Consider the following 24,521-nt stretch of genomic DNA (forward strand, 5'->3'; position numbering starts at 1 on the left):
CAGCGCATAGGGGGCGTCAGGCGATCTGACGCTGCGCTGGTGCAGGGGGGAGGTCTGTCGCCGGTCTGTTGGCCAGCGGGGCAGGCTCAAGGACATGAAACGCCGCATGTTTCCACTCGATATCAAAGTTTCTCGGCGGGCCGCCCCGAACCCGTTCCAATTGCGCCCGGAAACATGGAGCTCCCATGCCGGGCAAACCTGTCGCCCCCCGCCAGGCCTCAGCGGGTGAGGGCCGGGCGGAAATTCGCCACCGGGTCAGTGCCGCGCTGGGCTGGACCCGGTCATGTGACCGCAGGATGAGGGCGAGCGCCCCGCGTGCCTGTGCGGCCATGTGCAATCGTTTCGAGGCGGTCAGGTCGTAACGGTGTTCCGCCCCGATCTCGCCCATCAGCCAGGCCCCGGAATTGAGGGCTTCCTCCATGGCCCAGAGCGTGTCGGTGACCTCGCTCGCCTCGACCAGGAGAATGCGTTCCGGGGGCAGGCCCCATTGTTTCAGGGCCAGCGGATAAGGCTGGCCAAAATCCTGGCTGCGCCCGCCCGTGCGCCGCACCCAGACGATGGGGCGGGCGCTTTCATGGCGGCGCAGGGCCTGGGAGAAAAACCCGGTCTGGACCGCCAGGGCCGAAGGCGTGTCGAGATAGTCCTGTGGACAGATCTCGTGCAGGCCCGATTGCAGGTTGATCAGTTCGCGCACCTCTCCCGAGGCCTGTCCCTGCACGCCCGGAGGGGCGGACATGGCAGGCAGGGCCCCGGGCGCAATGTCCCGGATTTTGGCGCGCAGCTGGTCCAGCTGCGGCCGCCCTTTTCGGCGAGAAGACGCAGATCGCATGTTCCAATCCATAATCGATGTTCTCTTTATGTTCTCATCTGGGAGCAAAGAGTCAAGCACAGAATCGCTACCGCGAATCCGGCTTTGAATCCGGGGTTTTGGCCCGGGGAAGCGCCATCACGGCCCCGGGGAGGGAGTTGACCGGCACACATCCGGGGCCTACCGCTGGGGGATGGATGATTTCACTGCCCGACCGGAGACCGGTCTGACCACGGCCCGGGCCCTCGACCCGAAATACTATCTCGGCGAGGACTGGCTGGCCTTTGACCAGAAACAGGTCCTGGCCCCGGCCTGGCAGGTGATTGCTCCGGTCAGCGCCGTGGCAGAGCGTGGTGATCATGTGGTGCGCGAGATCGGCGGAGTGCCGGTCATCCTGGTGCGAGACGAGGCGGGAAAACTCAACGGTTTCATCAATGTCTGTCGCCATCGCGCTGGCCCGCTGGCGCTGTGTGACGGAAAGGGCGCGAAACGCCTGCGCTGTGCCTATCACGGCTGGGCCTATGACCTGCAGGGACAGCTGAAAACGGCGCCGGAAATGCACAATGCGGAGGGGTTTGACCGCTCCGATATCCGCCTGGCCACAATAGATGTGCGCGAATGGGGTGGCATGGTTTTCGCCCGGGTGGGCGAGGGCGAGGCGTTCGAGGATGTCATGGCCGGGATCGCAGACCTGGTGCCGGAGACCGATCTGCTGGACATGCGCCATCACCATCAGCGCGTCTATTCGGTGGATGCGAACTGGAAGGTCTATGTCGACAATTACCTGGAAGGATATCACCTGCCCTTTGTGCATCCGGGGCTGACACAGATCGTGTCCTATCCGGAATACAAGACCGAGCTGGCGCGTTTCTGGTCGCTGCAACGCTCGCCGATCGATGCGGAGACTGCGGCCTATGCGGCGGGCGAGGCGCTCTATTTCTTTATCTATCCCAACACGATGCTGAACATCCTGCCGGGGCGCATGCAAAGCAATCGGGTGATCCCGGACGGGCCGGACAAGTGTCGGGTGGAGTTTGATTTCTATTATGCCCCGGGGGCGGAAAAACGGGCCGATGAAGACGACCGGTTTTCCGATGAGGTGCAGGATGAGGACCGCATGATCTGCGAGCATGTGCAGAAGGGCCTGGCCTGCGGGCATTACCAGCCGGGGCGTTTGTCCCCGGACCAGGAAGCCGGTGTCTGGCATTGGCAGAACCTGCTGCGGGAGGTCTACGCCGCAGCAGACTAGGGGGAGAAATGGCACAGTCAGAGTCGAAAAAGAGCAAGGCAGCGCTGGGGTTCTGGGGCTGTTGGTCGCTGACGGTCGGCGTCATGATCGGATCGGGCATATTCATGTTGCCTACCGTGTTGGCCCCCTATGGCATGATGTCGATGGGCGGCTGGGCGCTGACGGCGGGCGGGTCGATCATCCTGGCCCTGGTACTGGGACGCCTTGCGGGCCGCACCGAACACTCAGGAGGGCCCTACACCTATGCCCGGGAGAATTTCGGTGACCTGACCGGATTCCTGGTCGTGTGGGGGCATTGGGCGTCGTATTTTGTTGCCATTCCCGCGATCGCCATTGCCTTTGTCGGATATCTGGCCGTGTTTGTGCCGGGGCTGGACGGCAATGCCACAGGCCAGGCCGTCGCGGCGCTGGTCCTGATCTGGACGCTGACACTGATCTCGATCCGGGGCGTCAGTTCGGCCGGTCTGGTCCAGGTGATGATGACCCTTCTCAAACTCCTGCCGCTCTTGCTGATTATCGGCGCGGGCATGGCGATGGGCTCAACGCAGAACCTGCCTGCTCTCAATCCCAGCGGGGAGTCCTTGCTCTCCGTCCTGGCCGCGACTGCGCTGTTGACCATGTGGGCCTTTGCAGGCCTGGAGGCCGGCGTCATTCCGGCCGGTGATGTTGAAAACCCGAAAAAGACCCTGCCGCGAGCCGTGGTCACGGGGACGATTTTTACGGCGGTGATCTATGTCGGTTCGACGCTTGCTGTGATGATGCTTGTGCCGTCCGGCGAACTGGTGAACTCGACGTCGCCTTTTGCCGATGCTGCGCGGGCACTGGGCAGCTGGGGCGGGCCCCTGGTTGCCATCGGTGCCATGATCGCCACGGCCGGGTCGCTGAACGGGAATATCTTTACTGCGGGGCAATTGCCGCTTGCTGCGGCACAGGATCGTCTCGCCCCGGCCTGGCTGGGCAAGCTCAATGGCGGACATTCCCCGCAGGGCGCGTTGATCCTGTCCAGCGTGCTGGGTTCGGTCCTGCTGGTCGCCAATTATTCCCGTGGCCTGGTTGGAGCCTTCACCTTCCTGTTGATGATGAGCACGGTGTGCACGCTGGCGCCGCTGTTGATCAGCGCGCTGGCCGAGATCAAGCACAGTTGGCGTTCTGCTCGGGCCTGGGCGGTCGTGGCCTTGATCGGTGCATTGTATTCCACCTTCGCCATCTGGGGCTCCGGACTGGAAGTGATCGGCTGGGGAATCGTGCTGCTGATTCTGGGGCTTCCTGTCTATTTCCTGGGACGTCAGCGCTAGGGCTGTTCGCCTTACAGCCTATCCCGCTTGGCCAAAGGCCTCGTGAGTGCTACTTCGCGCCTCATGAGCAGAGATCCGTCCCTTATCCGCAATTTTTCGATCGTGGCCCACATCGACCACGGCAAGTCGACCCTGGCTGACCGCCTGATCCAGTTCACTGGTGGACTGAGTGATCGCGAGATGAAGGAGCAGGTGCTCGACAATATGGAGCTCGAGCGTGAGCGCGGCATCACGATCAAGGCGCAGACCGTGCGCCTGGATTACACCGCCAAGGACGGGCAGACCTATACGCTCAACCTGATCGACACGCCCGGACACGTGGATTTTGCCTATGAGGTGAACCGCTCGCTGGCCGCTTGTGAGGGCTCGCTGCTAGTTGTCGACGCCTCCCAGGGGGTCGAGGCGCAGACGCTGGCCAATGTCTACCAGGCCATCGAGGTCGATCACGAGATCGTTCCGGTGCTCAACAAGATCGATCTGCCGGCGGCCGAGCCGGAGCGTATCAAGGACCAGATCGAGGACGTGATCGGCCTGGATGCCTCGGAGGCTGTCGAGATCTCCGCCAAGACGGGCCTGAATATCGACCAGGTGCTCGAGGCCGTGGTTCAACGCCTGCCGGCGCCGGAAGCCGGTGATCCGAACAAGCCGCTCAAGGCGATGCTGGTGGACAGCTGGTATGATCCGTATCTCGGCGTGATCTGCCTGGTGCGGATCGTTGAGGGCACGCTGAAAAAGGGCATGCGCGTGCGCCTGATGGGAACCGGCGCGGCCTATCCGGTGGATGGTGTGGGTGTCTTCCGCCCGAAAAAAGAGAATTTCGATGCGCTCTATCCGGGCGAGATCGGCTTCCTGAATGCCTCGATCAAACAGGTTCGTGATGCGCGCGTGGGTGACACCGTCACCGACGACAAGCGCCCGACCGACCAGGCGCTGACGGGATACAAGCCGGCCCAGCCGGTGGTTTTCTGTGGTCTCTTCCCGGTCGACAGTGCCGAGTTCGAGGATTTGCGCGACGCCATCGAGAAACTCGCCCTCAATGACGCCTCCTTCTCCTATGAGATGGAAACATCGGCGGCGCTGGGCTTCGGTTTCCGCTGTGGTTTCCTGGGCCTGCTGCACCTGGAAGTCATCCGCGAGCGCCTCGAGCGCGAATACGATATCGAGCTGATCACGACGGCTCCGTCGGTAGTCTACAAGCTGACCATGACGGACGGCACCGAGATCGATCTGCACAATCCGGCCGACATGCCGGACCCGGTCAAGGTCGATACGATTGCCGAACCTTGGATCAAGGCCACCATTCTGGTGCCGGACGAATATCTCGGCGGCGTGCTGAAGCTCTGCCAGGATCGCCGCGGCGTCCAGGTCGAGCTGACCTATGCCGGCAATCGCGCCATGCTGATCTATGAGCTGCCGCTCAACGAGGTCGTCTTTGACTTCTATGACCGTCTGAAATCGGTCACCAAGGGTTATGCGTCTTTTGACTATCAGTGGATTGATGATCGTGTCGGCGAGCTGGTGAAGATGTCCATCCTGGTCAATGACGAGCCGGTGGACGCGCTGTCGATGGTTGTGCACCGCGCCCGCGCCGAGGCCCGCGGCCGGTCCATGTGCGAAAAGCTCAAGGACCTGATCCCGCGCCACATGTTCAAGATCCCGATCCAGGCCGCCCTGGGCGGACGCATCATTGCCCGTGAAACCCTCGCAGCGATGCGCAAGGACGTGACGGCCAAGTGTTACGGTGGTGACGCCACCCGGAAACGCAAACTGCTGGACAAGCAGAAGGCCGGTAAGAAGAAGATGCGTCAGTTCGGCAAGGTCGACATCCCGCAGGAAGCCTTCATTGCCGCCCTGAAGATGGATGATAACTAGGCGGCGACTTGCCTTTTCCTGTGCCTGCGCCACATTGAATGCTGCTTGCATACGAGGGGATTTCCATGCGCCGTTTTCTGATTGCTTCTGCCGCCGCCTTGCTTACCGCTTCTACTGCCATGGCAGACCTAGAAGCAGGTGATGCTGCCCCGGATTTTACCGTTGATGGGTATCAGGCGGGCGAGGCCCAGACGTTTACCCTTTCCGAAGCGTTGGAGAGCGGCCCGGTCGTAGCCTTCTTCTTCCCGGCGGCCTTCACGTCCGGGTGTGAAGCGCAGGCTGCGAATTTTGCCGAGAATATCGAGCAGTTTGAAGCGCTGGGTGCGCAGGTGATTGGTTTGACGGCCGGTAATGTTGACCGTTTGTCCGACTTCTCCACCCAGCACTGTGCCGATGCATTTCCGGTTTTTGCGGTCAACGACCAGATGATCAGCGATTATGACGCGCGGATGCGTCCTGGCGGCAATTGGACCGGCCGTATCACCTATGTGATCGACCAGGATTCCACGATTGCCTATCACTATGCTGACGGTAATCCCTATCCGCATGTCGACAATTCCCTGGAAGCCTTGCGGGCCATGGGCGGGGCGGACTAGCGCCCACCCAATCAAGTCCATTTCCTGACCGAATATGGCCGCTTTGAGGGCGTTCATGTTCAGGATGAATTCAGTACCCTGCGACAAGAATTCACCTTGCTGACACGTGTGTGGTGATTGCACACGGGTAGGAAGCATGTTCAGATTGGTTTCCTAGGGGGACTTATGATCGCACGCCTGACATCGTTGGCTCTGGCCTCGATCGTCTGCAACGCGCCTGCCATTGCGCAGGACGCCGAACGTGCGCCGCGCTGGGGTGGGATCTATCTTTCCGCCGGCTTTACCCCTGATCCTTATGAATTTGACCTGGAAGCAGGTGGTCCGGTGCATTCCGGCCGCGCGATCCGCAGTTCCTGCCCGGGCAATATCACCGATGAAGCGAGCGTCGAGATCTACTACAATGCGGGGTCATTCCCGCTGATCTTCAGCGCTTATTCCGGCATTGATGCTACGCTCGTCATTCTGGGCCCCGACAACGCCTGGCACTGTGATGATGACAGCGGGCAAGGCACCAATCCGCGCATTGAATTTACCCGGCCGAATTCGGGCAGCTACCTCGTCTGGGTAGGCAGCTATGCGGCCGACACCACCGCTCCGGCAGTTCTGAAAGTCTCGGAAATTGCCCGGTGAACCATGTCGCTCGATCAGGGGAGATGAGCAGATGAAACTACGCAACTGGATACTCGCCACGACATTCCTAGCCGCCGCGTGCGGCACAGCCTCGGCCCAGGACTGGAACGCCCAGCCTGCCTATGGCTCCATGCGCCTGGAGGCGGGATTTGCCGGTGATCCGCGATCTGTCGACATCCAGGCGGGTGGCGCAATCCCTGCACGCAATCTCGACCAGCAGTGCGCGGGTTTCATCACGCACCAGCCGAGTTTCTCACTGGACTACGAGGCGGGTGCTTTCTCGCTCTATTTTGCCGCCGGTTCCGATGCGGATGGATCCATGGTGGTGCGCGCACCGGACGGAAGCTTTCATTGCAATGACGACGCTACCGGTCACGGTCTGAATCCGGGCGTGGCAATCTCCGACCCGATGTCCGGTGAGTACGACGTCTGGGTTGGCTCGCTGGGATATGGCGATGGTTATACGCCGGGCGAGCTGCACATCTCCGAGATCGGGTTTGATACGTCGAACCGTTTCTCACGCTCTGCGGATGCGGAGCTGCAGCCGGACCACGGGCGACTGAATCTGCGGGCCGGATTTGACGATGATCCGCGGACGATGGGCATCCAGGTTGGCGGTGATGTTGATGGCGCGCGCTCTACCCAGAACCAGTGCTGGGGCTCGATCTCGCAGCAGCCGGATGTCTGGATCGACTATGATGCAAATGATGTGTTCGATCTCTATGTTTCCATGCAGTCGGAAGATGACACCACGCTGATCATCGCCGGACCGGATGGTGGGTGGCACTGCGATGACGACACCGCCGGCGAGCTCAATCCGGGAGTGCGTATCCGTGATCCCCAGTCGGGACGTTACGCCGTCTGGGGCGGAGTCTTTGGCGGCGGCGGGGGTGTTGATGCGACGCTCTATGTTTCCGAGCTCGGCTTCCTGGGTGATACGTCCGGTCCGCCACTGCTCGAGTGGAGCGGCACTCCCAATTACGGCGGCGTGTCTCTGGATGCCGGTTTCGCTCCGGATCCGCACAATATCTCGCTCTATGCCGGTGGCGACCAGGATGTTTTCGAAGCGATCGGTGAGAACTGCCGCGGCTATACAACCAGCCAGCCCGACTTCAACCTGGATTATGATGCAGCGATGCTGGATCTTTATCTCTCGGCCTCTTCCGAGGGTGACATCACGATGGTCGTCCGCGCCCCGGATGGTAGCTGGCACTGTGATGATGACAGCGCGGGCGATCTCAATCCGGGCCTGCATTTCGACGAACCTCAGTCCGGTATGTACAATATCTGGGTCGGCACCTATTCCGAGCGCGAGCCGATCCCGGCGACCCTGCACGTTTCCGAACTGGCTTTCGGTGATGAGTACGGAATGGACGAGACGCTCGATTTCAGCCTGGAGGCGAACTATGGCTCGGTAGAGCTTGAGGCTGGCTTCCTGCCGGACCCACATCGCCTGGACTTGCTGGCTGGTGGATCTGTCGAGGCTTCTTCCGGCGCCAACCGGTCTTGTCGTGGATTTGTCTCGGCTGCTCCGGACTATGAGCTGCAATACACGGCTGCCGAACTCGATCTCTTCATTTCCGCCTATGCAGACGGCCATGATCCGACGCTGGTTGTGAACACGCCGAGTGGTGAATGGGTGTGCAATGATGACGCAATCGGCCTCAACCCAGGTATCGCCTTCGAAGACCCGGAAAGCGGTGTCTACGATATCTGGGTCGGTACCTATCTGGAGGATGATTCCTTCGATGCCGAGTTGCAGATTTCCGAAATGGGCTTCGACCAGACGCGCGACTGATCCGGTCGCCTATCGGTGAAACAGGAGCGGCTCCGTGCGGGCCGCTCTTTTTTCATGCGTGGGCCGGTCTGGATGCTTGGCAGGACAAGGGCGTTATACTATATCATCACTCCCTTGCGAGCGCGGAGTACCCGGACGGCATGTCCAACAATCATCTCGATATTGGCGGCATCGCCCTGTCACTGGTTTGCGTGATGCATTGTCTGGTCTTCCCGGCTGCTGCGGTCGCCGCGCCTCTGCTGGCACCAGGGCTGGCCGAACAGATCGGCTTGGCTCATGAATGGCACCTGATCCTGATTGCCATTGCTGCACCTGTTTCCATCATCGCACTGGGCTGGGGCGTGAAGATCTCTGACGGCAGCTGGCGTCTTCTAGCTGCGGGACTTGTTGGCCTGGGTCTGATGGCGCTGGGGGCGTCGCACATGTTCAGCGAGCTGATCGAAACCCTGCTGACCCTGGCCGGTGTCACGACTGTCGCTGTCGCGCACGGATTGAACTACAATCAGCGTCGCCGTCGCGGACATGTGCACGAGCGAGATTGCGGCATGTGCGAGGATGATGTCGCTGCGGGTCGCTAGACTCGCATCCGCGCTTGCAATCACTGAATATCCGCGTATAACGCCCGCTCTTTGAGAAATGGCGTATTGGGCCCGATCGACATGCCCGTGCGCTGAACCCATCGAACGGACCGGGTCAAACCTGTCCTGAAAAGGAGATGTAAATGTCGAAGATGAAGACCAAGAGCGGCGCCAAAAAGCGCTTCAAGCTCACCGCCACGGGCAAGGTCAAGGCCGGACAAGCTGGCAAGCGCCACGGCATGATCAAGCGTACCCCCAAGCAGATCCGTAACAAGCGCGGCCAGACGACCCTGTCTGCCCAGGACGCGCGGATCGTCAAAAAGTACATCCCGAACGGCCTCTAGGCCGCTGGCACCGAGTTAGGAGCACACAGATATGTCTCGAGTTACATCCGGACCGGCGACCGCATCCCGCCACAAGAAAGTCATCAAGAAAGCCAAGGGCTATTACGGCGCACGCCGCAAGCAGTTCCGCACGGCTGTCCAGGCCGTGGAGAAGGCAGGTCAGTACGCTTACCGTGACCGCCGCGCCAAGAAGCGCAATTTCCGCAGCCTGTGGATCCAGCGCATCAATGCCGGCGCCCGCCTGCACGGCATGACCTATTCGGTCTTCATGAACGGCCTGTCCAAGGCTGGCATCGAAGTTGACCGCAAGGTCCTCTCCGACATCGCCATCCGCGAGCCGGAAGCGTTCAAGGCCCTGGTTGACCAGGCGCGCGCTGCGCTGGGCTAAACCCGGCTGAAAAGAATTCCGGAACAGGCCCGCAGGCGCACCGCCCGCGGGCCTTTTCTTTTGTCCGATTGAGTTTGACCGCGCCTCCCGGTCGACACCTGAAAAATCACCGGTTAAACCCTGCAGGACAGGTAAGGGTCACAGCATGACAGACACGTCCAATCTCGACACGCTTGAACGCGATGTCCTCTCCCAGATCGAAGCTGCCGGTAATGAGGCTGGTCTCGATGAAATCCGCGTTTCCGCGCTCGGCAAGAAGGGTTCGGTGAGCCTTATGATGCGCGAGCTGGGCAAGATGAGCCCGGAAGAGCGCCAGGTCATGGGGCCGGCCCTGAATGGCCTGAAGACCCGGCTCAATGACGCCATCACGGCACGCAAGGATACGCTGGAAAATGCGGCGCTAGATGCGGCCCTTGCCAGCGAGACCGTGGATATCTCCCTGCCGGTGCGCCCGCAGCCACAAGGCTCGCTGCACCCGATCACCCAAGTGATGGAAGAGCTGGCCGTGATCTTTGCCGATATGGGTTTCGCCGTGGCGGAAGGTCCCGATGTCGAGGACGATTTCCATAATTTCACCGCGCTGAACTTCCCGGAAGGCCACCCGGCCCGCGACACCCAGGACACCTTCTTCATGCAGCCGGATGCCGACGGCAATCGCAAGGTTTTGCGCACGCATACCTCGCCGGTCCAGATCCGCACCATGCTCGAGCAGGAACCGCCGATCCGCATTATCGCGCCGGGTCGTGTCTATCGCTGTGACTGGGACCAGACCCATACGCCGATGTTCCACCAGGTCGAAGGCCTGGTCATCGACAAGGGCACCCATATGGGCCACCTCAAGGGTGTGCTGCTGGATTTCATCGCCGCCTTTTTCGAGACCGACAAGGTCGAGGCGCAATTCCGCCCGCACCACTTCCCCTTCACCGAGCCGTCTGCAGAGATGGACGTGAAGTATGAGCGGGTTGGCCAGGCCGTGAAGGTCGGCCAGGGCGATAAATGGATGGAAATCCTCGGCTGTGGCATGGTCCACCCGAACGTGATCCGCAATTGCGGTCTCGATCCGGACGAATACCAGGGCTTTGCTTTCGGTATGGGCGTGGATCGCCTGGCGATGCTGAAATACGGCGCGCCGGACCTGCGCGACTTCTTCAATTCCGACAAGCGCTGGCTGGCCCATTACGGCTTCAGCCCACTGCTCCAGGCCAATCTGGCCACCGGCCTTAGCTAAGGAAGATTGCTATGAAATTCCCTCTTTCCTGGCTGAAATATCACCTCGAGACCGACGCATCTCTGGCCGAGATCGCCGATGCCATGACCATGGCAGGTCTGGAGATCGAGGATATCGACAATCCGGCCGAGAAGTTTGGCGAGTTTACCGTCTGCTACGTCAAGGACGCGGTGAAACATCCTGACGCCGACAAGCTGCGTGTGTGCACGGTCGACACCCGGGATGGCGAGAAGCAGATCGTCTGTGGAGCGCCCAACGCCCGTGCCGGCATGTATGCCGTGTATGCACCGCTGGGGACCCATATTCCGGGCCTCGACTTTGCGCTGGACAAGAAGCCACGCAAGATCCGAGGCGTTGAAAGCCATGGCATGATGTGTTCGGCCAAGGAGCTCGAGCTCGGCGAGGACCATGACGGCATCATCGACCTGGACGGCGAGTGGGAAGTTGGAACCCCGGCTGTCGTCGCCCTGGGCCAGGACGACCCGGTCATCGACTTTGAAGTTACCCCGAACCGTCCCGACTGGCTGGGTGTGCGCGGTATTGCCCGTGATCTGGCCGCGACCGGTATCGGTACGCTGAAGGATGTTCCGGTCAACGAGATCGAGGGCTCATTCCCGTGCCCGGTCGAGATCAAGCTGGACTGGCCGGAAGCCTGCCCGGTCTTCATGGGCCGCATAGTGCGCGGCGTGAAGAATGTGGAGAGCCCGGACTGGCTGAAAAAGGCGCTGACCTCCATCGGTCTGCGCCCGATCAACGCCCTGGCCGACATCACCAATCTGATTTCCTACGACCGCTGTCGTCCGCTGCACGTCTATGATGCCAGCAAGCTGACCGGCGCCATCCATGCCCGCAAGGGGGCTGGCGAGACGGACAGGTTCGAGGCGCTGGACAACAAGGAATATGTCCCGGCTGACAGCATGTGTGTCATCGCCGACGAGGCGCGCGCGCTCGGTTTTGGCGGCGTCATGGGCGGTGTTTATTCCGGCTGTGAGAGCGATACGACGGATGTCTTCATCGAAGCCGCCTGGTTCGATCCGCTGATCACCCGCGCCACCGCCAAGGCCACCGGCATCGATAGTGATGCGAAATACCGTTACGAGCGCGGTGTGGACCCGGCGTCCTGCCGTGACGGCATCGAATACGCCACTCGCCTGATCCTGGATATCTGCGGCGGTGAAGCCTCCGAGGTTCTGGTCGCGGGCGAAGTTCCGGCCAAGCCGGCCGACATCGAGTTCCCGGTCACCGAGGTCAAGCGCCTGACCGGGCTGGACCTTCCGCGTGAAGAGATCGTGCGCATCCTGGAAACGCTCGGTTTCGAACCGGTCGGCGAGGGCGATATGCTGACCGTGGGTGTGCCCAGCTGGCGTCTGGATTGTTCGCAGAAAGCCGATCTGGTCGAGGAAGTCGCCCGGATCCACGGGTTCGACAATCTCGAAGCCCTGTCCCTGCCGCGTTTGCCGGGCCGCCGCGAAGCGCCGGCCACACCGATGCAACTGCGTGCGCGTTACGCGCGTCGCGCCCTGGCCAGCCGGGGTTACAGCGAGGCCGTGACCTGGTCCTTCTGTGAAACTTCCCAGGCCGCGCTGTTTGGCGGTCATGGCGAAGGCCTGACGCTGGACAATCCGATTTCATCCGAGCTGGACGTCATGCGCCCGACCGCGCTGATCCACCTGCTGACGGCCATGCAGGCCAATGCGGATCGCGGCCAGGCCGGTGCAGCCCTCTTCGAGGTCGGACCGATTTATCTGTCCGATGCGCTTGACGGCCAGCGCCTTGTCGCAACCGGCGTCATGCCGGTGCAGGCGGACCGTCACTGGACCGGTCAGCGCGAGCCCGATGTGTTCGACGTCAAAGCCGATGTCATGGCCGCTCTGGAAGCGGCCGGTGCGCCGGTCGGCTCGCTGCAGACGGTGGCCGAAGCGCGCGAGTGGTGGCATCCGGGTCGTTCCGGTGTCATGCGCCTGGGGCCGAAAAACGTCATGGCCGAGTTTGGCGAGATCCATCCGCGCGTGCTCAAGGCGCTGGATATTGACGGTCGTGTTCTCGCTTTCGAGATCGTTCTGGACAATATCCCGATGCCGAAAAAGGTGTCCGGTCTGAAAGCCCGCACCCAGCTGGACAAGGCGGACCTGACGCCGGTGCGTCGTGACTTCGCCTTCCTGGTCGACAAGAGCGTTGCAGCCGATGCAGCGATCCGTGCGGCCAAGGGCGCGGACAAACAGCTGATCACGGGTGTTTCTGTCTTCGATGTCTATGAGGGCAAGGGTGTTCCGGAAGGCCAGGTTTCACTGGCGCTGGAAGTCACGCTCCAACCACGTGAAAAGACTCTGACAGACGAGGAAATCGAGGCGGTCGCCGGCAAGATTGTCGCCAAGGTAACCGGTGCAACGGGCGGCAGCCTGCGCAGCTAGTCCGGCATGGCCATCGATCTGGACGAGATCCGAAATGCGAGCCGGGACGTGCAGTCCCGGTTCGTGCTCGATGCCGTCCTGGCCAATCCGCACCATCGCGCCATCCTCGAGCACGATCTAGTCCGGGAGCTGCCCGAGCCCTTCCTGATGGCAGGCTCGGTCTACAAGGCCGTCTGGAATGCGCTGTTGGGCGAGGCACCGGATTTCGGCGTCAATGATTACGACCTAGCCTATTTCAATCCGGACGACCTGACCGAAACCAGCGAGGCGGCGATTGAGGTCTCCATCGCAGACGCTTTTCGCGAACGTGGTATCGAGGTCGAAGCGTGCAACCAGGCGCGTGTGCACATCTGGTTCAACAGGAAATTCGGCACCCGGCGGGAGGCATTGTCTTCATCGCTTGAAGCGGTCGAAAAGTTTGCTTCTCGTACCCATGCAATCGGGCTGTTTGTCGGCGCTAACGGCCAGCCGGCGCTGCATGCGCCTTTCGGTTTCGAGGAGCTTTTGAGCCTTCATATACGCCCGGCGCCGGACCTTTCCGGAGCGGCGGCATGGAATGCCAAATGTGATGAACAATCTTGCCTCTGGCCCGGCTTGCGTTTCGAGCGCGCCTGACTATCGCAATGCGAGAGCCTGATCGAATTAATTCAACCCATTGGGGAATCTCGTCTATTCCACCGAGAGTTGATCAATTTTTTGGGAAAAATCGTCTCTGGCGTATGGCCTGAAAGGACCGGTCGAGCTAACATGGTTAATGGAGCGTTAAGCGCCTGATTGCCCGTTACGGTTTATTGCCCGGGCTAATCGGGGGTGTTGCGGGGCGAATCATTTTGCAGCCGCAAGTAGTTTCCGGGGGGAGTATCGAATGCTGGAGCGGTGGACTGCCTTTCTCGCGCAAGCGGCTGCGACCGTGCTCGTGCTGATTGGCCTTGTCGTGCTTCTGGGCTTTACCCACATGCGAAGCTATCGCGCTGGTTTCTGCGCCAACAATGCCTGTGAATCCGAGGCTGCATTGCCACAACAGACCAGTGACCCCCTGGTGTTGCCGCAACAGAACGAAAGCGGTCTGATGACGGCTACCGCGGCCATGCCGGGCACACAATCGACCAATCCTGCGGCAGCCAGTGGCCAGCCCATACCCGATCCGCCGCCAAACCTGTCCGCGCGTCCCGCTACCGATGATGACGAGGATGAGCTGCCGGTGTCCGATCGTGTTTCGGGCACACGCCAGATCAACGGATCCTCGCGCCGCTCCGGCAGTTCCGGTCGTCGTGGCAGTTATGACGAATACTACCCGACACCGGGTGACGATATCTGCAACGATTATGAAGGCCCGGTGACGGACGCCGACCTGGCGCGTTGCTGGCTGCGCATCGGTGACGCCTATCAGTCCATCGGCCAGCTCGACTTTGCCCGTCGCGCCTGGGACCGCTCGCTGGAGATCGGCGCTTATCGTGGTGCCCAGGCCTCTCTGGTTGCCCAGCAGCGCATGCAGGCGGCGACACTCGCCCAGGCCTGCCGCACGACTTATGAAAGCCTTGAGCGAATTTCCCGTGGCCATCGCCTTGGTGAAGTCGAGGGCGGCGGTATCATCGATCTTCAACTGCGGCAGCAATCCCTGGCTGCGTTGGGGTATTACGCCGATGAGGTGGATGGGTCCTATGGTCCGAACACCCGCCGCGCGGTTCGCGACTTCCAGGCTGATATGGGCTTTGACCAGACCGGCGCGCTCAATCCGCGCGAGACGGTCGACCTGATCTGTCACGCTGCGATCACTGCTCGCGATCCTGGCGCCCAGAACCTGCTGGGCATCATGTTTGCGACCGGTCTGGGTGTGGAACTGAATGTCGACATGGCCATTGAATGGCTGGAGATCGCTGCGACGCGCGGTCATCCGGAAGCCAATTTCAACCTCGCCCTGATTTATGGCACCGGAACGATCCAGGGCAGCTATCGCATGTGCGGTGTCGTCGAGAGCCCGGAGCGTGCGGACAGCTATCTGCGCCGCGCCGCCGAGCTGGAGCACGGTCGTGCGCGCTTTATTCGTGACAATGAGGGTTTCCGCCAGGACGCGGTGTCACGCTGGGACAATATCGCGGCCCGTCTGGCCAGTGAGGCCGCCCAGGCCCGAGATCCGTTCTGGGAAGCCTGGCAGGCCCGCCTCGACGAGGCCGAGGCCGACGCAGCCTATCGGGCCATTCAGCCTGGATGTTATCTGACAGCGGTTGCTGAACGTGCCGCCGCTGCCGAAGAGGACCCGGCGCCCTGATCGGCGCCCGGAGGGAGTGGAAAGATGAAGAAACTCGGACTTGGACTTGCTCTTATCGCGCTGGCAGGCTGTCAATCTGCTGGTTCGCACGAACATATGTTCCACGCGGGTATCGTTCCGGCGGTTGATACCGACCTTGAGGCTCGCAGCATTTGTTCCGCGACCTCTTACGAACAAGATCGCAATATCTATCTCACGGGCGTGCGGGAGATGCGTCGTGGGTTGGGTATCATGCAAGGGCCGGAAATCGGCGGGGTAACGCTTCCGCAAGGCGCCCCGGATCAAAGCCCTCGTTCGCCGAGCGCCTATAACAACCACGAGCCGGCCGTTTCGGATGTGGTGTATCTGATTTCCCAGTTCGAGGCAGAACTTGATGGCTCCTATGACGCGGTCGTCCAGAGCTGTCGAGCTTATAATCAGTGCATGATCCAGAATGATTATACGGAGAGCGATTGTAACCGGATCCAGGGCCAGTGGTCTGACAGCCAGGTGCGCTTCCACCAATTGGCCGAGCGCATGGCTGATGTTCGCGCGCAGGTCGCCCAGTCCTGCGGTGACTGTGTTCCAAGCCATTATCGTGGCCATCACGCACGCCATGAGGGCGAGCGCGGTGATTACGGTGACTATGCCGGTGAGCGTCGCCGTGCAGATACGCCCGACAGCTATTACGGACCCTTCTCGGCCGGGAATGGGCAGCCGAGCACTGGTGACTGATCCAGGCGAAAGCGTTGAATGAGAACGGGGCCCCGCAAGGCCCCGTTTTTGTGTGTGCAGATATCCGGCTAGAAACTGCCGCCGATGCGGTTTTTCCAGTAGCCGACATCCTCGGCATATTTGCCAACCATTTCGCCCAGCACATTGTCCAGCAGCAGGCTGTCAAAACCGATCCACTCATCCTGGTTGATCTCGTCGATACTCGTCATCGAGTGACGCAGGAAGATCACATAAACCCCGATGAGGGCGATGAAGAGGAAGGCGAAGATCAGTCCGAGATCGGCAATGCGAGCCCAGAGGTCAAAGGCGAGGCTGTCGGCGAATATGCTGTTCACTCCGACCATGACGATCAGGAACAGCGCCGGGATCATCACCAGGTAATAGCCGGAATTGCGCAGGATCTGGAACATCACCCCGCGGATGAAGCTCTCGATGAAGAAGATGCGCCACGCGATCCACAAAACGGTCGTGTGCCATTTGCGGGCCTGTTTGGAGAATTCGCTGGCATCCTTTTCCTGACCGACAGTCACTGATTTCGCCAGCCCCTCGGCGGTGCGGAAATGGTCGTTCATGCGCGCCAGATAGCGGGTGATGAAATTGGACAGTTCGCGGAAGTTGTTGCGCTGATAAGGCGCGTACTCCACGTAATAGGCAATCCACATGGCAAAGGCGCCGCCCAGCGTCGTCAGGGCGGCAAACCCGGCCTGGTTGATGTCAGTCACATCCATTGCCAGCGGACCCAGCTGCAAACCATCACCCAGCCCCATCATCGCGGCCAGGCCCAGCGCCACACCATCATTATAGATCAGGTTGATGATCAGGATGGAGGAGATGATGGCGGAAAAGACCACAGTCAGCTTGCGCACATTGCCGTTGATCTCCTTGCGCATCTGGTTGAGCAGGTAAAGGCAGCCGGCATCTTCGGGGAAGTGGCGGGCGATGATCGCACCTTCCTCATCCTCATAGAGGTTCTGACAGTCAGCCGAGATCGGGACCCGACCGTTGAGGAAACGCGTACCTTCGGCGTGATAACGCTCGGCGACCTCATCGCTCAGCTCGGTGGGCATTTTGATATAACCGACAACCACGCTCAGCCAGTTGAAAAGCACGCCATGGCGAGTGATGTGTTTGTCTTCGTGCTTGAAATCCTCGCCCAGGGCCCGCTCGGTCTCGGTCTGTGGTCGCGAGGCCCGGGACAGGGCAGCCCAGGCACTGGTACCGCTGTGCGCAGACTTCACCATGCCCGCCGAGGCATTTCCGCTCGGCTTGATGCGGAAGATGCGCATGACCGGGCGGAAAACCGGGGCGACGACGCGGGAGAGCAATTGCAGTGGGATCTGCCGCGCCAGCACCAGCAGGATCAACAGCCCGATCCCGGCCAGAAGTACAAGTCCGTTCGCCATGATCTCTCCCCACTCTCAACAAACACGTCTTACGGGAAGTATCGCATTTTGAGAGGCTAGGGCGAAGGGGAAACGCCCGGGTCCCGTCCCCTTTTGGCAGCCGGTCGTCCCTGTGCGGCTTCAGTCCTCGTCCGCTGCGAACGCGGCGTGATAGGCAATCGTCACGTGGGTGACATCTATCGGCGCGCCAGACAGGCTGAGCAACTGGAAGGCATCGCCGTACGTCGCTTCCGGGTCAGCCTCCCAGAACCAGTTGATATCGCGTGCCGGCGTGAAGCCGAACCGCTTGTAGTAGGCGGGGTCACCGAGCAGGACGCAGAAGGGAACGCCCAGCTTCTTCAGATACTCCAGCCCGTGTTCGATCAGGGCGCTGCCGATGCCGCGTTTCTGTACATCCGGCGCGACAGCAACGGGGCCAAGCCCGATGCCGTAGAGTTCGGTTCTCGAGGTGGTCCGCCCTGTGACCGGGGAGAACATGATCTCCCCGACGATACGTCCATGGTCTTCGGCGACAAGTTCCAGCGTATCCGCGTCGGCCGCGCGAAGTGCGCGCACAATCCGGCTTTCTGCTACGCCATCAAAAGCGGCGTCCAGCAATTGCCGGACGCCGTCTGTCTCATCCTCGTCGAAAGCGCGGATCTGCATGGCTAGAACGGCAGCCAGCGGCGATTACGCGAATAGGCCAGATAGCCAACATTCGCACCGGCGCGCAGGCCGACACCGGAACGGATCGGGGCGAGGGTGATCTCGTCAGCGCGCTGATAATTCACGCCCAGGCCAGCGATGAAATAGGCCGATCCCTCGACGCCCGGAAAACGCTGATACAGGCGATCGACATCGTCCAGATTATAGACCAGCACAAACACGCGGCTGGCATTGCCACCGGCATCCCACCCGATGGAGGGGCCGCGCCAATAGACTTTCTCGCGCTCGCCGGATTTCAGTGTCAGATAGCCTTCGCCATAGCGAAGGCCGATGCCGACTGCGCCTGCGACTTCCTCGCCGGCAACATAGCCAACCGGGCGCCCGAGATCGGAAAACACGCGCTCCAGCACGCTGGCCGCAGCTTCCGCGGTGACGCCGAAGAAGTCAGCGACAGCATCGACGACCTCATCCTGGGAATAGGTGTCAACGGGTTCGGAGTACTCGCTTGGCTGACCATAATCGGGGTCCTGGGCCAGCCCGGGAGCGGCCAGAAGGCTCAGGGCAGCAAATGCAGAAAGGGCGCGGCGCATGATACTCTCCAAAACTGGGTTCGCGGATCTATTGCCAAGCGAATAGGGCGAGAGAGCGGCGAATCCCTTAGCGCTTGGTTAATCTCGCGAAGAGTTCATCTCTCCAGGCTGCGTCATGATGCATGTTTCATTTTAATCTCTTCCTTTCACTCGATAGATTTCCCGGCAGTGATTGCTGAAGGGGAAAACGCAATGCGCAATGTGCTTTTGATGTCCGTGGCGGGGCTGGCCGTTTTGGCGGCTGCCTGTACGCCGGACAGTGAGACTGAAACCGATATGACCGCTGCCAACGATGCCCAGGTCGAATCTGCGGCTGAGGCCACGATGTCCGACAATGTCCTGCTGGCCGAGTGGAGCGGCCCGTATCAGGGCGTGCCGAACTTTCAGAGCGCGACGCTGGCTGGCCTGCGTTCTGCGGTCGAGGAAGGCATGGCGCTGAACCTGGCCGAAGTCGATGCCATCGTGAACAATCCGGAACCCGCGAGTTTCGAGAACACGATCGTTGCGCTCGAGCGAGCAGGTCAGCCGCTTGGCCGTGTCTTCAGCTATTGGGGTATCTGGTCATCGAATGTGTCGACGCCGGAATTCCGCGATATCCAGCGCGAGCTCTCCCCGCAGCTAGCGGCGTTCAACTCCCGGATCACCCAGAACGAGGCGCTCTTCAGCCGCGTCCGTGCTGTGTATGAGGGCGCGGAAATGTCCGGCCTTCGTGTTGACCAACAGCGCCTTGTCCAGCTGACCTATGATGGTTTCGCCCGCAATGGCGCGACGCTGGAAGGCGAGGCGGCCGAGCGTTATGCGGCGATCCAGCAACGCCTGGCTGAATTGCACACGCAATTCTCCAACAACGTGCTGCACGATGAGGAGAATTACGTCACCTATCTGAGCGCTGACCAGCTCTCTGGCCTGCCGTCCGGCTTTGTTCAGGCGTCTGCAGCAGCGGCATCTGCGCGTGGCCAGGAAGGCCAGTACGCGATCACCAATACGCGTTCTTCCATGTCACCCTTCCTGACTTTCTCGGACGAGCGTGAGCTGCGCGAACAGGTCTGGCGCAATTATTACAGCCGCGGCGATAATGGCGATGAATTCGACAACAACGCCATTATCACCGAGATCCTGCAGCTGCGCCACGAGCGTATCCAGCTGCTGGGTTATGACAATTACGCTCAGTGGCGCCTGGAAAACCGCATGGCGGGCACACCCGAGCGTGCGCTGGAATTGATGGAAGGTGTCTGGGGTGCGGCAGTGGCGCGCATCGAGGAAGAAGTCGCTGATATGCAGGCCCTGGCGGATGCTGATGGTGCCGGCATCACCATCGAGCCGTGGGATTATCGCTATTACGCGGAGAAAGTCCGCCAGGCGCGTTATGACCTCGACAATAACGAGGTCGCCCAATACCTGCAGCTCGATAATCTGCGCGAGGGCATGTTCTACGTGGCCGGCGAACTGTTCGGTTTCGACTTCCGGGCTTTGCCGGTGGGCGAGGTCTCCGTCTGGCATGATACGGTGCGCGTCTGGGAAGTCACCAATCGCGAGACAGGCGAGCATGTCGGTCTGTGGTATCTCGATCCCTTCGCTCGTCAGGGCAAGCGTTCAGGCGCCTGGGCGAACAGCTTCCGTAGCCACACCACCTTTGATGGCCAGACCAATGTCTTGGCGACGAACAATTCCAACTTCGTCGAGCCGGCCCCGGGTGAGCCGGTCCTGGTCAGCTGGGATGATGCGGAGACCTTCTTCCATGAATTTGGCCACGCCCTGCACTATCTGTCTTCCAACGTCGCCTATCCGACGTTGAATGGCGGTGTGCGCGACTACACCGAGTTCCAGTCGCAATTGCTCGAGCGCTGGCTGTCGACCGAACCGGTGATCGCCAACTATCTCGTGCACGCGGAGACTGGCGAGCCGATGCCGGAAGCGCTGATCGAGCGCATCAATGAGGCAGCGAACTTCAATCAGGGTTTTTCAACGGGCGAATATCTCGCCTCGGCCCTGATGGACATGGTCTATCACACGACAGACCCGGCCGAGATCGGTGATCCGGACACGTTTTGAGCGCGAAACGCTGGAGCGTCTGGGCATGCCGTCGGAAATCGTTATGCGTCACCGCAGTCCGCATTTCGGACATGTCTTCTCTGGTGAGGGCTATTCCGCCGGTTACTACGGTTACATGTGGGCGGACGTCCTGACCGCTGACGCGGCTGAAGCCTTTGAAGCGGCACCGGGTGGTTATTATGATGCCGAGATGGCCCAGCGCCTGGTCGACTATCTGTTTGCGCCTCGAAATGCGATGGATCCGGCAGAGGCTTATCGCCTGTTCCGCGGGCGTGATGCCGAAGTCTCGGCATTGATGCGGGATCGCGGATTCCCCGTCACCGAATAGGGTCGACACGAATTGATCAAGGAAAAGGCGGCTCATTGGAGCCGCCTTTTTTACTGCACGCCGATGGATACTCCTGGCGAGCCCCGGAAGCCCAGAAAGAGCGCCCGGACATCTGGTGTGACACTGACGGGCAGAGCGCCTGCGACGCCAGTTGATGTCTATTGCTTCATGTCTGCTTGCGGGCGAACCTGCCGAGCGACATGGCACCCCATACGCCAGTCGGGGAAACAGCGCGTTTCGCCGTCTGTCTGCAGCACGACAACCGGGTTGGAGTGGCGAGAATCCGCACAAATCGCTTGATAGGTGGACTCCACGGCCGCCTTTGGCCCCTCCAGCAATTGCATGAAATGACCGTCCAGCGAGAGCAGGAAGCCCGTAATACCCATCTCGGCATTATTACGGCGTGCCGCGTCGAGAATAGCGTCCAGGCTCGGCTGGTCGAGACCAGGCGCTATCGTGGATACGTATACCAAGCGGTGTACCGCCATTAAATCCTCCAAACTTGTCGACTAAGCCGGGCTCCGCCTCTTCCACCATGTCGTGGCGCTCGCCGCGGCAGTCAATAATCGCCGAATGACCGGTTTATGAGTCCGGAATAGAAGACCGAATTCATGAACATGCGTTCCGTGCCGCGGAATGTCGCTCGGAAAGTCGGATTGTCCGCGAACAGGATGATGCTGCCGCGCCCCATGCGTTGGGCGATGACGGCCGGCGTACCGCCGATCTCGTTCTGGCGCCGCTGGGACGCATAACCGGCCAGCAGTGGATTTTCGGCATATTCCACCACGACCGCAAACGGATCCCGTTCGGGACGGGTGAGGGTCAGCGTGGTGTTGCGGTGCAAGGGAATCAGGCGGTCCGAATAGCCAAAGCCCAGCGGGTGGGAGGTGTCGAGATCGCCCTCGAAAATGGCACCGCCGATGACATGTTCCGCATCATCCGTGGACATGCGGGAATAGTCACGGCGTTCTACCGGTCCGTCCCGGTCGGAGGCGCTGCCGGAGCGGGCGTTGTCGCCGAGCAGGAAGTCACGCTGGACGCGGCGGGCGGAGGCGCGCATGGCGATGATCGTGCCGCCTTCCTCGCGGACCCATTGCTCGACACGTTCCTTGGCGCCGCCCAGATCCGCATTGCCGCCAACGATGACCAAGTGGGTGTAGCGTGACCAGTCGATCCCGCCCAGATCACTCTTGCGGCGCAGGGTGACAGGCATGTGCATGCGGTGATCAAGCTGGTGCCAGACCTCGCCAGTGTCGTAACGCGCCAGGCCATCGCCGAAGAGCACCAGAACTTCCGGCCGGTCCACGGAGCGGAAACCCGAGCCATCGCCCAGATCCGGCGTGTTGTCCGGGGTGGAACCGGAAACAGCGGAATAGACGGCGACACCGTCTTCTTCGGCAATCGTGCTGACCAGGGCGTGGATATCCTCGCGGCTGGCATCCTGGCCCATGAAGGGCACAAAGACAGTGCCCGGACCGAACTCGACCAGGCCTGCATGCGTGTTGATCGTGGTGCCCTGGGTGGCGATACGGACGCGGATGTCTTCGTCCAGCAAGCGATAGAGGGACCGTGGCGCGTAATAGTCCGACCAGCGCAGGATATAGCCATAGCTGGAGACCGGCGGTGCCGGACGGGCCAGCGGACCTGCCATCACCGGTTCGCCCAGCATGGCCGGGTTGAGCGTGTTCAGCGGTGCGAATTCCAGATCGAAGGCCAGCGGAAGGGTCCAGCCGGAGACGTCGTAGAAGATGTTCTCCGCGAACTCGGTCGGCTGGTCGAAGACCGAGCGCAGCATGGTGTACTGTACCTGTTCGACCGGGATCACATACGCCTCGCCCGGCCGATAGGATCGGCCGTCGGCGACGATCTCGCGACCAGCTTCATAGACGTCTATATCGTGGCGATTCATAAGGTCGACAAACATGTTGAGACGGGCCGGGTCACCTTCTGCCGAGAAGACATAACCGCGGATACGGCTATCCTGGGCTGCGGCCAGGCTGTCGGCGAAGAACTGGCGCTGATAGGCGGCAATATCATCGCTCTGGGCCAGGGCGCCGGACACGGTGGTCAGCGAGGTGCGGAAATGCGTCCGCACATTGTCGGCATGGCTGACAATGCCGCGATCCGCCTCGATGAGGCCGCCGCGCGCGGCACCGATTTCGAACAGGATGCCCAGCGAACCATTCACCTGCGGGTAGGTGGAACCCTTGCCGACATAAAAATTGTCGAAACCTTCCTCGGTCGTATAGAGACGGCCTTCACCGTCCAGGAAATCGATGTGATGGGTGGCGATGCCCTGGGTCAGTTCACGTGCCCGTTCCGGGATCAGCGGATTGCGGCGCAGCGGCTCACCCGGGTGGAAATAGAATGTGCTTTCCGTGCCCATCTCGTGGAAATCGGCGGAGACCTGCGGCTTCCAGCGATGCCACTGCTCCATCCAGGCGATACTTTCCGGCTGGGTTTGCAGCAGCCACTGGCGGTTGAGGTCGAACCAGTAGTGATTGGTCCTCGCCTCGGTCCACAGATTGTGCTGTTCGTGTTCCGGATTGGTGACGCGTGTCGTCGCCCCATAGGTCTCGACATGGTTCACACGGCGGGCATGGCCGTCCGGGTTGAAAATGGCCGTGATCAGGATGACAGCGTCATTGAGGGTCTGCTCGATCTCTTCACCTTGCGCAGCGGCATAGTGATAAAGCACCGGAATGGCTGCATCCATGCCGGCGGACTCGGCACCGTGCACGCCGTAATTCATCCAGATGACCGAGGGGCCATCACCCGCAGGGGATGACGGGTCAAGCTGGGCCAGGTGCGCTTCGCGGATTTCCTCGCGACGCGCATGGTTCTCCGGCGAGGTGACGACGAAGAACTGGATCGGACGCCGCTCGTGCGAATAGCCAATGGTTTCGACATGGATGCGGTCGGACTGTCCGGCGATCTCGGTGAGATAGCGCACCATCAGGTCATGGCGGATCGGATGTTCGCCCACGCCAAAGCCGAGGACTTCCTCGGGTGTTGTGATGGCGCTATCGTATTCGACACCTTCAACCTGGTAGAAGCTGACCGGCTCAGCCGCGGCACGGCCGGCAAAGGCGAGTGAAATCGCCAGTATCGCAAAGAGCAAGCGCATGAGGTCCCCTCGAATCTGTTTGGGGGAAAGCTAGCGCTGCTCGGTACTTGGTCCAATGGGGTGCACGATTAAGTTATGTTCGGGCGGGGTTTCTAGCTGCGCCTTCGGCGCGCACCCACTCCACCATTGCTGCGCAATGGTCCTCCTCGCCCATCAAGGGCGAGGATGGCTGTATCGCTGTTGGAGTTCTATCCTT

General features: G+C 60.9%; 20 protein-coding genes and 1 pseudogene. 15 read left to right on the plus strand and 6 right to left on the minus strand.

Going from position 1 to position 24,521, the window contains the following annotated elements; all coding sequences use genetic code 11:
* Nucleotides 1–16 precede the first annotated feature (16 nt).
* On the minus strand, nt 17–829 hold the full coding sequence (locus SIC17_RS09785; RefSeq protein WP_412545228.1) for an ImuA family protein: 813 nt from the start codon (nt 827–829) through the stop codon (nt 17–19).
* 172 nt (nt 830–1,001) lie between these two features.
* On the opposite strand from SIC17_RS09785, the gene SIC17_RS09790 reads away from it, so the two are divergent.
* From SIC17_RS09790 to SIC17_RS09855, 14 genes are all read left to right on the plus strand, one after another.
* Complete coding sequence (locus tag SIC17_RS09790; protein ID WP_412545229.1) at nt 1,002–2,057, plus strand: aromatic ring-hydroxylating oxygenase subunit alpha; 1,056 nt, start codon at nt 1,002–1,004, stop codon at nt 2,055–2,057.
* Nucleotides 2,058–2,065: 8 nt separating this feature from the next.
* Entirely contained in the window at nt 2,066–3,352 is a 1,287-nt protein-coding gene (locus SIC17_RS09795) for an APC family permease (protein WP_412545230.1), read from the plus strand.
* Nucleotides 3,353–3,415: 63 nt separating this feature from the next.
* On the plus strand, nt 3,416–5,224 hold the full coding sequence (lepA, locus tag SIC17_RS09800; protein ID WP_291897627.1) for a translation elongation factor 4: 1,809 nt from the start codon (nt 3,416–3,418) through the stop codon (nt 5,222–5,224).
* Between the two features lie 65 nt (nt 5,225–5,289).
* The gene (locus SIC17_RS09805) at nt 5,290–5,820 is read left to right on the plus strand and encodes a peroxiredoxin (RefSeq protein WP_412545231.1); all 531 of its coding nucleotides are present in this window, start codon (nt 5,290–5,292) and stop codon (nt 5,818–5,820) included.
* Between the two features lie 165 nt (nt 5,821–5,985).
* Nucleotides 5,986–6,450 (plus strand): peptidase S1, encoded by a 465-nt coding sequence (locus SIC17_RS09810; protein ID WP_412545232.1) that lies wholly within the window; start codon nt 5,986–5,988, stop codon nt 6,448–6,450.
* 31 nt (nt 6,451–6,481) lie between these two features.
* Complete coding sequence (locus tag SIC17_RS09815; protein WP_412545233.1) at nt 6,482–8,248, plus strand: hypothetical protein; 1,767 nt, start codon at nt 6,482–6,484, stop codon at nt 8,246–8,248.
* Nucleotides 8,249–8,388: 140 nt separating this feature from the next.
* Nucleotides 8,389–8,826 (plus strand): MerC domain-containing protein, encoded by a 438-nt coding sequence (locus SIC17_RS09820; protein WP_412545234.1) that lies wholly within the window; start codon nt 8,389–8,391, stop codon nt 8,824–8,826.
* A 143-nt stretch (nt 8,827–8,969) separates the two neighbouring features.
* Entirely contained in the window at nt 8,970–9,170 is a 201-nt protein-coding gene (gene rpmI / locus SIC17_RS09825; RefSeq protein ID WP_291891393.1) for a 50S ribosomal protein L35, read from the plus strand.
* Nucleotides 9,171–9,201: 31 nt separating this feature from the next.
* Nucleotides 9,202–9,558: a 50S ribosomal protein L20 gene (gene rplT / locus SIC17_RS09830; RefSeq protein WP_291891395.1), complete on the plus strand. Its 357-nt coding sequence runs from the start codon at nt 9,202–9,204 to the stop codon at nt 9,556–9,558.
* A gap of 145 nt (nt 9,559–9,703) precedes the next feature.
* On the plus strand, nt 9,704–10,786 hold the full coding sequence (pheS, locus tag SIC17_RS09835; protein WP_412545235.1) for a phenylalanine--tRNA ligase subunit alpha: 1,083 nt from the start codon (nt 9,704–9,706) through the stop codon (nt 10,784–10,786).
* 11 nt (nt 10,787–10,797) lie between these two features.
* Nucleotides 10,798–13,197, plus strand: a complete 2,400-nt coding sequence (gene pheT, locus SIC17_RS09840) for a phenylalanine--tRNA ligase subunit beta (RefSeq protein WP_412545236.1) — start codon at nt 10,798–10,800, stop codon at nt 13,195–13,197.
* A gap of 6 nt (nt 13,198–13,203) precedes the next feature.
* Entirely contained in the window at nt 13,204–13,812 is a 609-nt protein-coding gene (locus tag SIC17_RS09845) for a nucleotidyltransferase family protein (RefSeq protein WP_412545237.1), read from the plus strand.
* Between the two features lie 250 nt (nt 13,813–14,062).
* Entirely contained in the window at nt 14,063–15,466 is a 1,404-nt protein-coding gene (locus tag SIC17_RS09850; protein WP_291891402.1) for a peptidoglycan-binding protein, read from the plus strand.
* A 24-nt stretch (nt 15,467–15,490) separates the two neighbouring features.
* Entirely contained in the window at nt 15,491–16,180 is a 690-nt protein-coding gene (locus SIC17_RS09855; RefSeq protein ID WP_291891403.1) for a hypothetical protein, read from the plus strand.
* 68 nt (nt 16,181–16,248) lie between these two features.
* Here the strand turns inward: SIC17_RS09855 and SIC17_RS09860 are convergent, their stop codons facing one another.
* From SIC17_RS09860 to SIC17_RS09870, 3 genes are all read right to left on the minus strand, one after another.
* Nucleotides 16,249–17,583, minus strand: coding sequence for a hypothetical protein (locus SIC17_RS09860; protein ID WP_291891404.1), 1,335 nt, complete (start codon nt 17,581–17,583; stop codon nt 16,249–16,251).
* A 120-nt stretch (nt 17,584–17,703) separates the two neighbouring features.
* Nucleotides 17,704–18,228, minus strand: a complete 525-nt coding sequence (locus SIC17_RS09865) for a GNAT family N-acetyltransferase (protein ID WP_412545238.1) — start codon at nt 18,226–18,228, stop codon at nt 17,704–17,706.
* A gap of 2 nt (nt 18,229–18,230) precedes the next feature.
* The gene (locus tag SIC17_RS09870; protein ID WP_291891406.1) at nt 18,231–18,818 is read right to left on the minus strand and encodes a DUF1134 domain-containing protein; all 588 of its coding nucleotides are present in this window, start codon (nt 18,816–18,818) and stop codon (nt 18,231–18,233) included.
* 192 nt (nt 18,819–19,010) lie between these two features.
* Between SIC17_RS09870 and SIC17_RS09875 the strand changes: the two are divergent.
* Nucleotides 19,011–21,198: pseudogene (locus SIC17_RS09875) on the plus strand (M3 family metallopeptidase).
* Between the two features lie 158 nt (nt 21,199–21,356).
* On the opposite strand, the gene SIC17_RS09880 reads toward SIC17_RS09875, so the two are convergent.
* Nucleotides 21,357–21,686 (minus strand): BLUF domain-containing protein, encoded by a 330-nt coding sequence (locus tag SIC17_RS09880; RefSeq protein ID WP_412545239.1) that lies wholly within the window; start codon nt 21,684–21,686, stop codon nt 21,357–21,359.
* A gap of 71 nt (nt 21,687–21,757) precedes the next feature.
* Nucleotides 21,758–24,325, minus strand: a complete 2,568-nt coding sequence (locus SIC17_RS09885; protein ID WP_412545240.1) for a M14 family zinc carboxypeptidase — start codon at nt 24,323–24,325, stop codon at nt 21,758–21,760.
* Between the last annotated feature and the right edge of the window lie 196 nt (nt 24,326–24,521).

Source organism: Maricaulis sp. MIT060901, from assembly GCF_047123815.1.
Taxonomy (GTDB): domain Bacteria; phylum Pseudomonadota; class Alphaproteobacteria; order Caulobacterales; family Maricaulaceae; genus Maricaulis.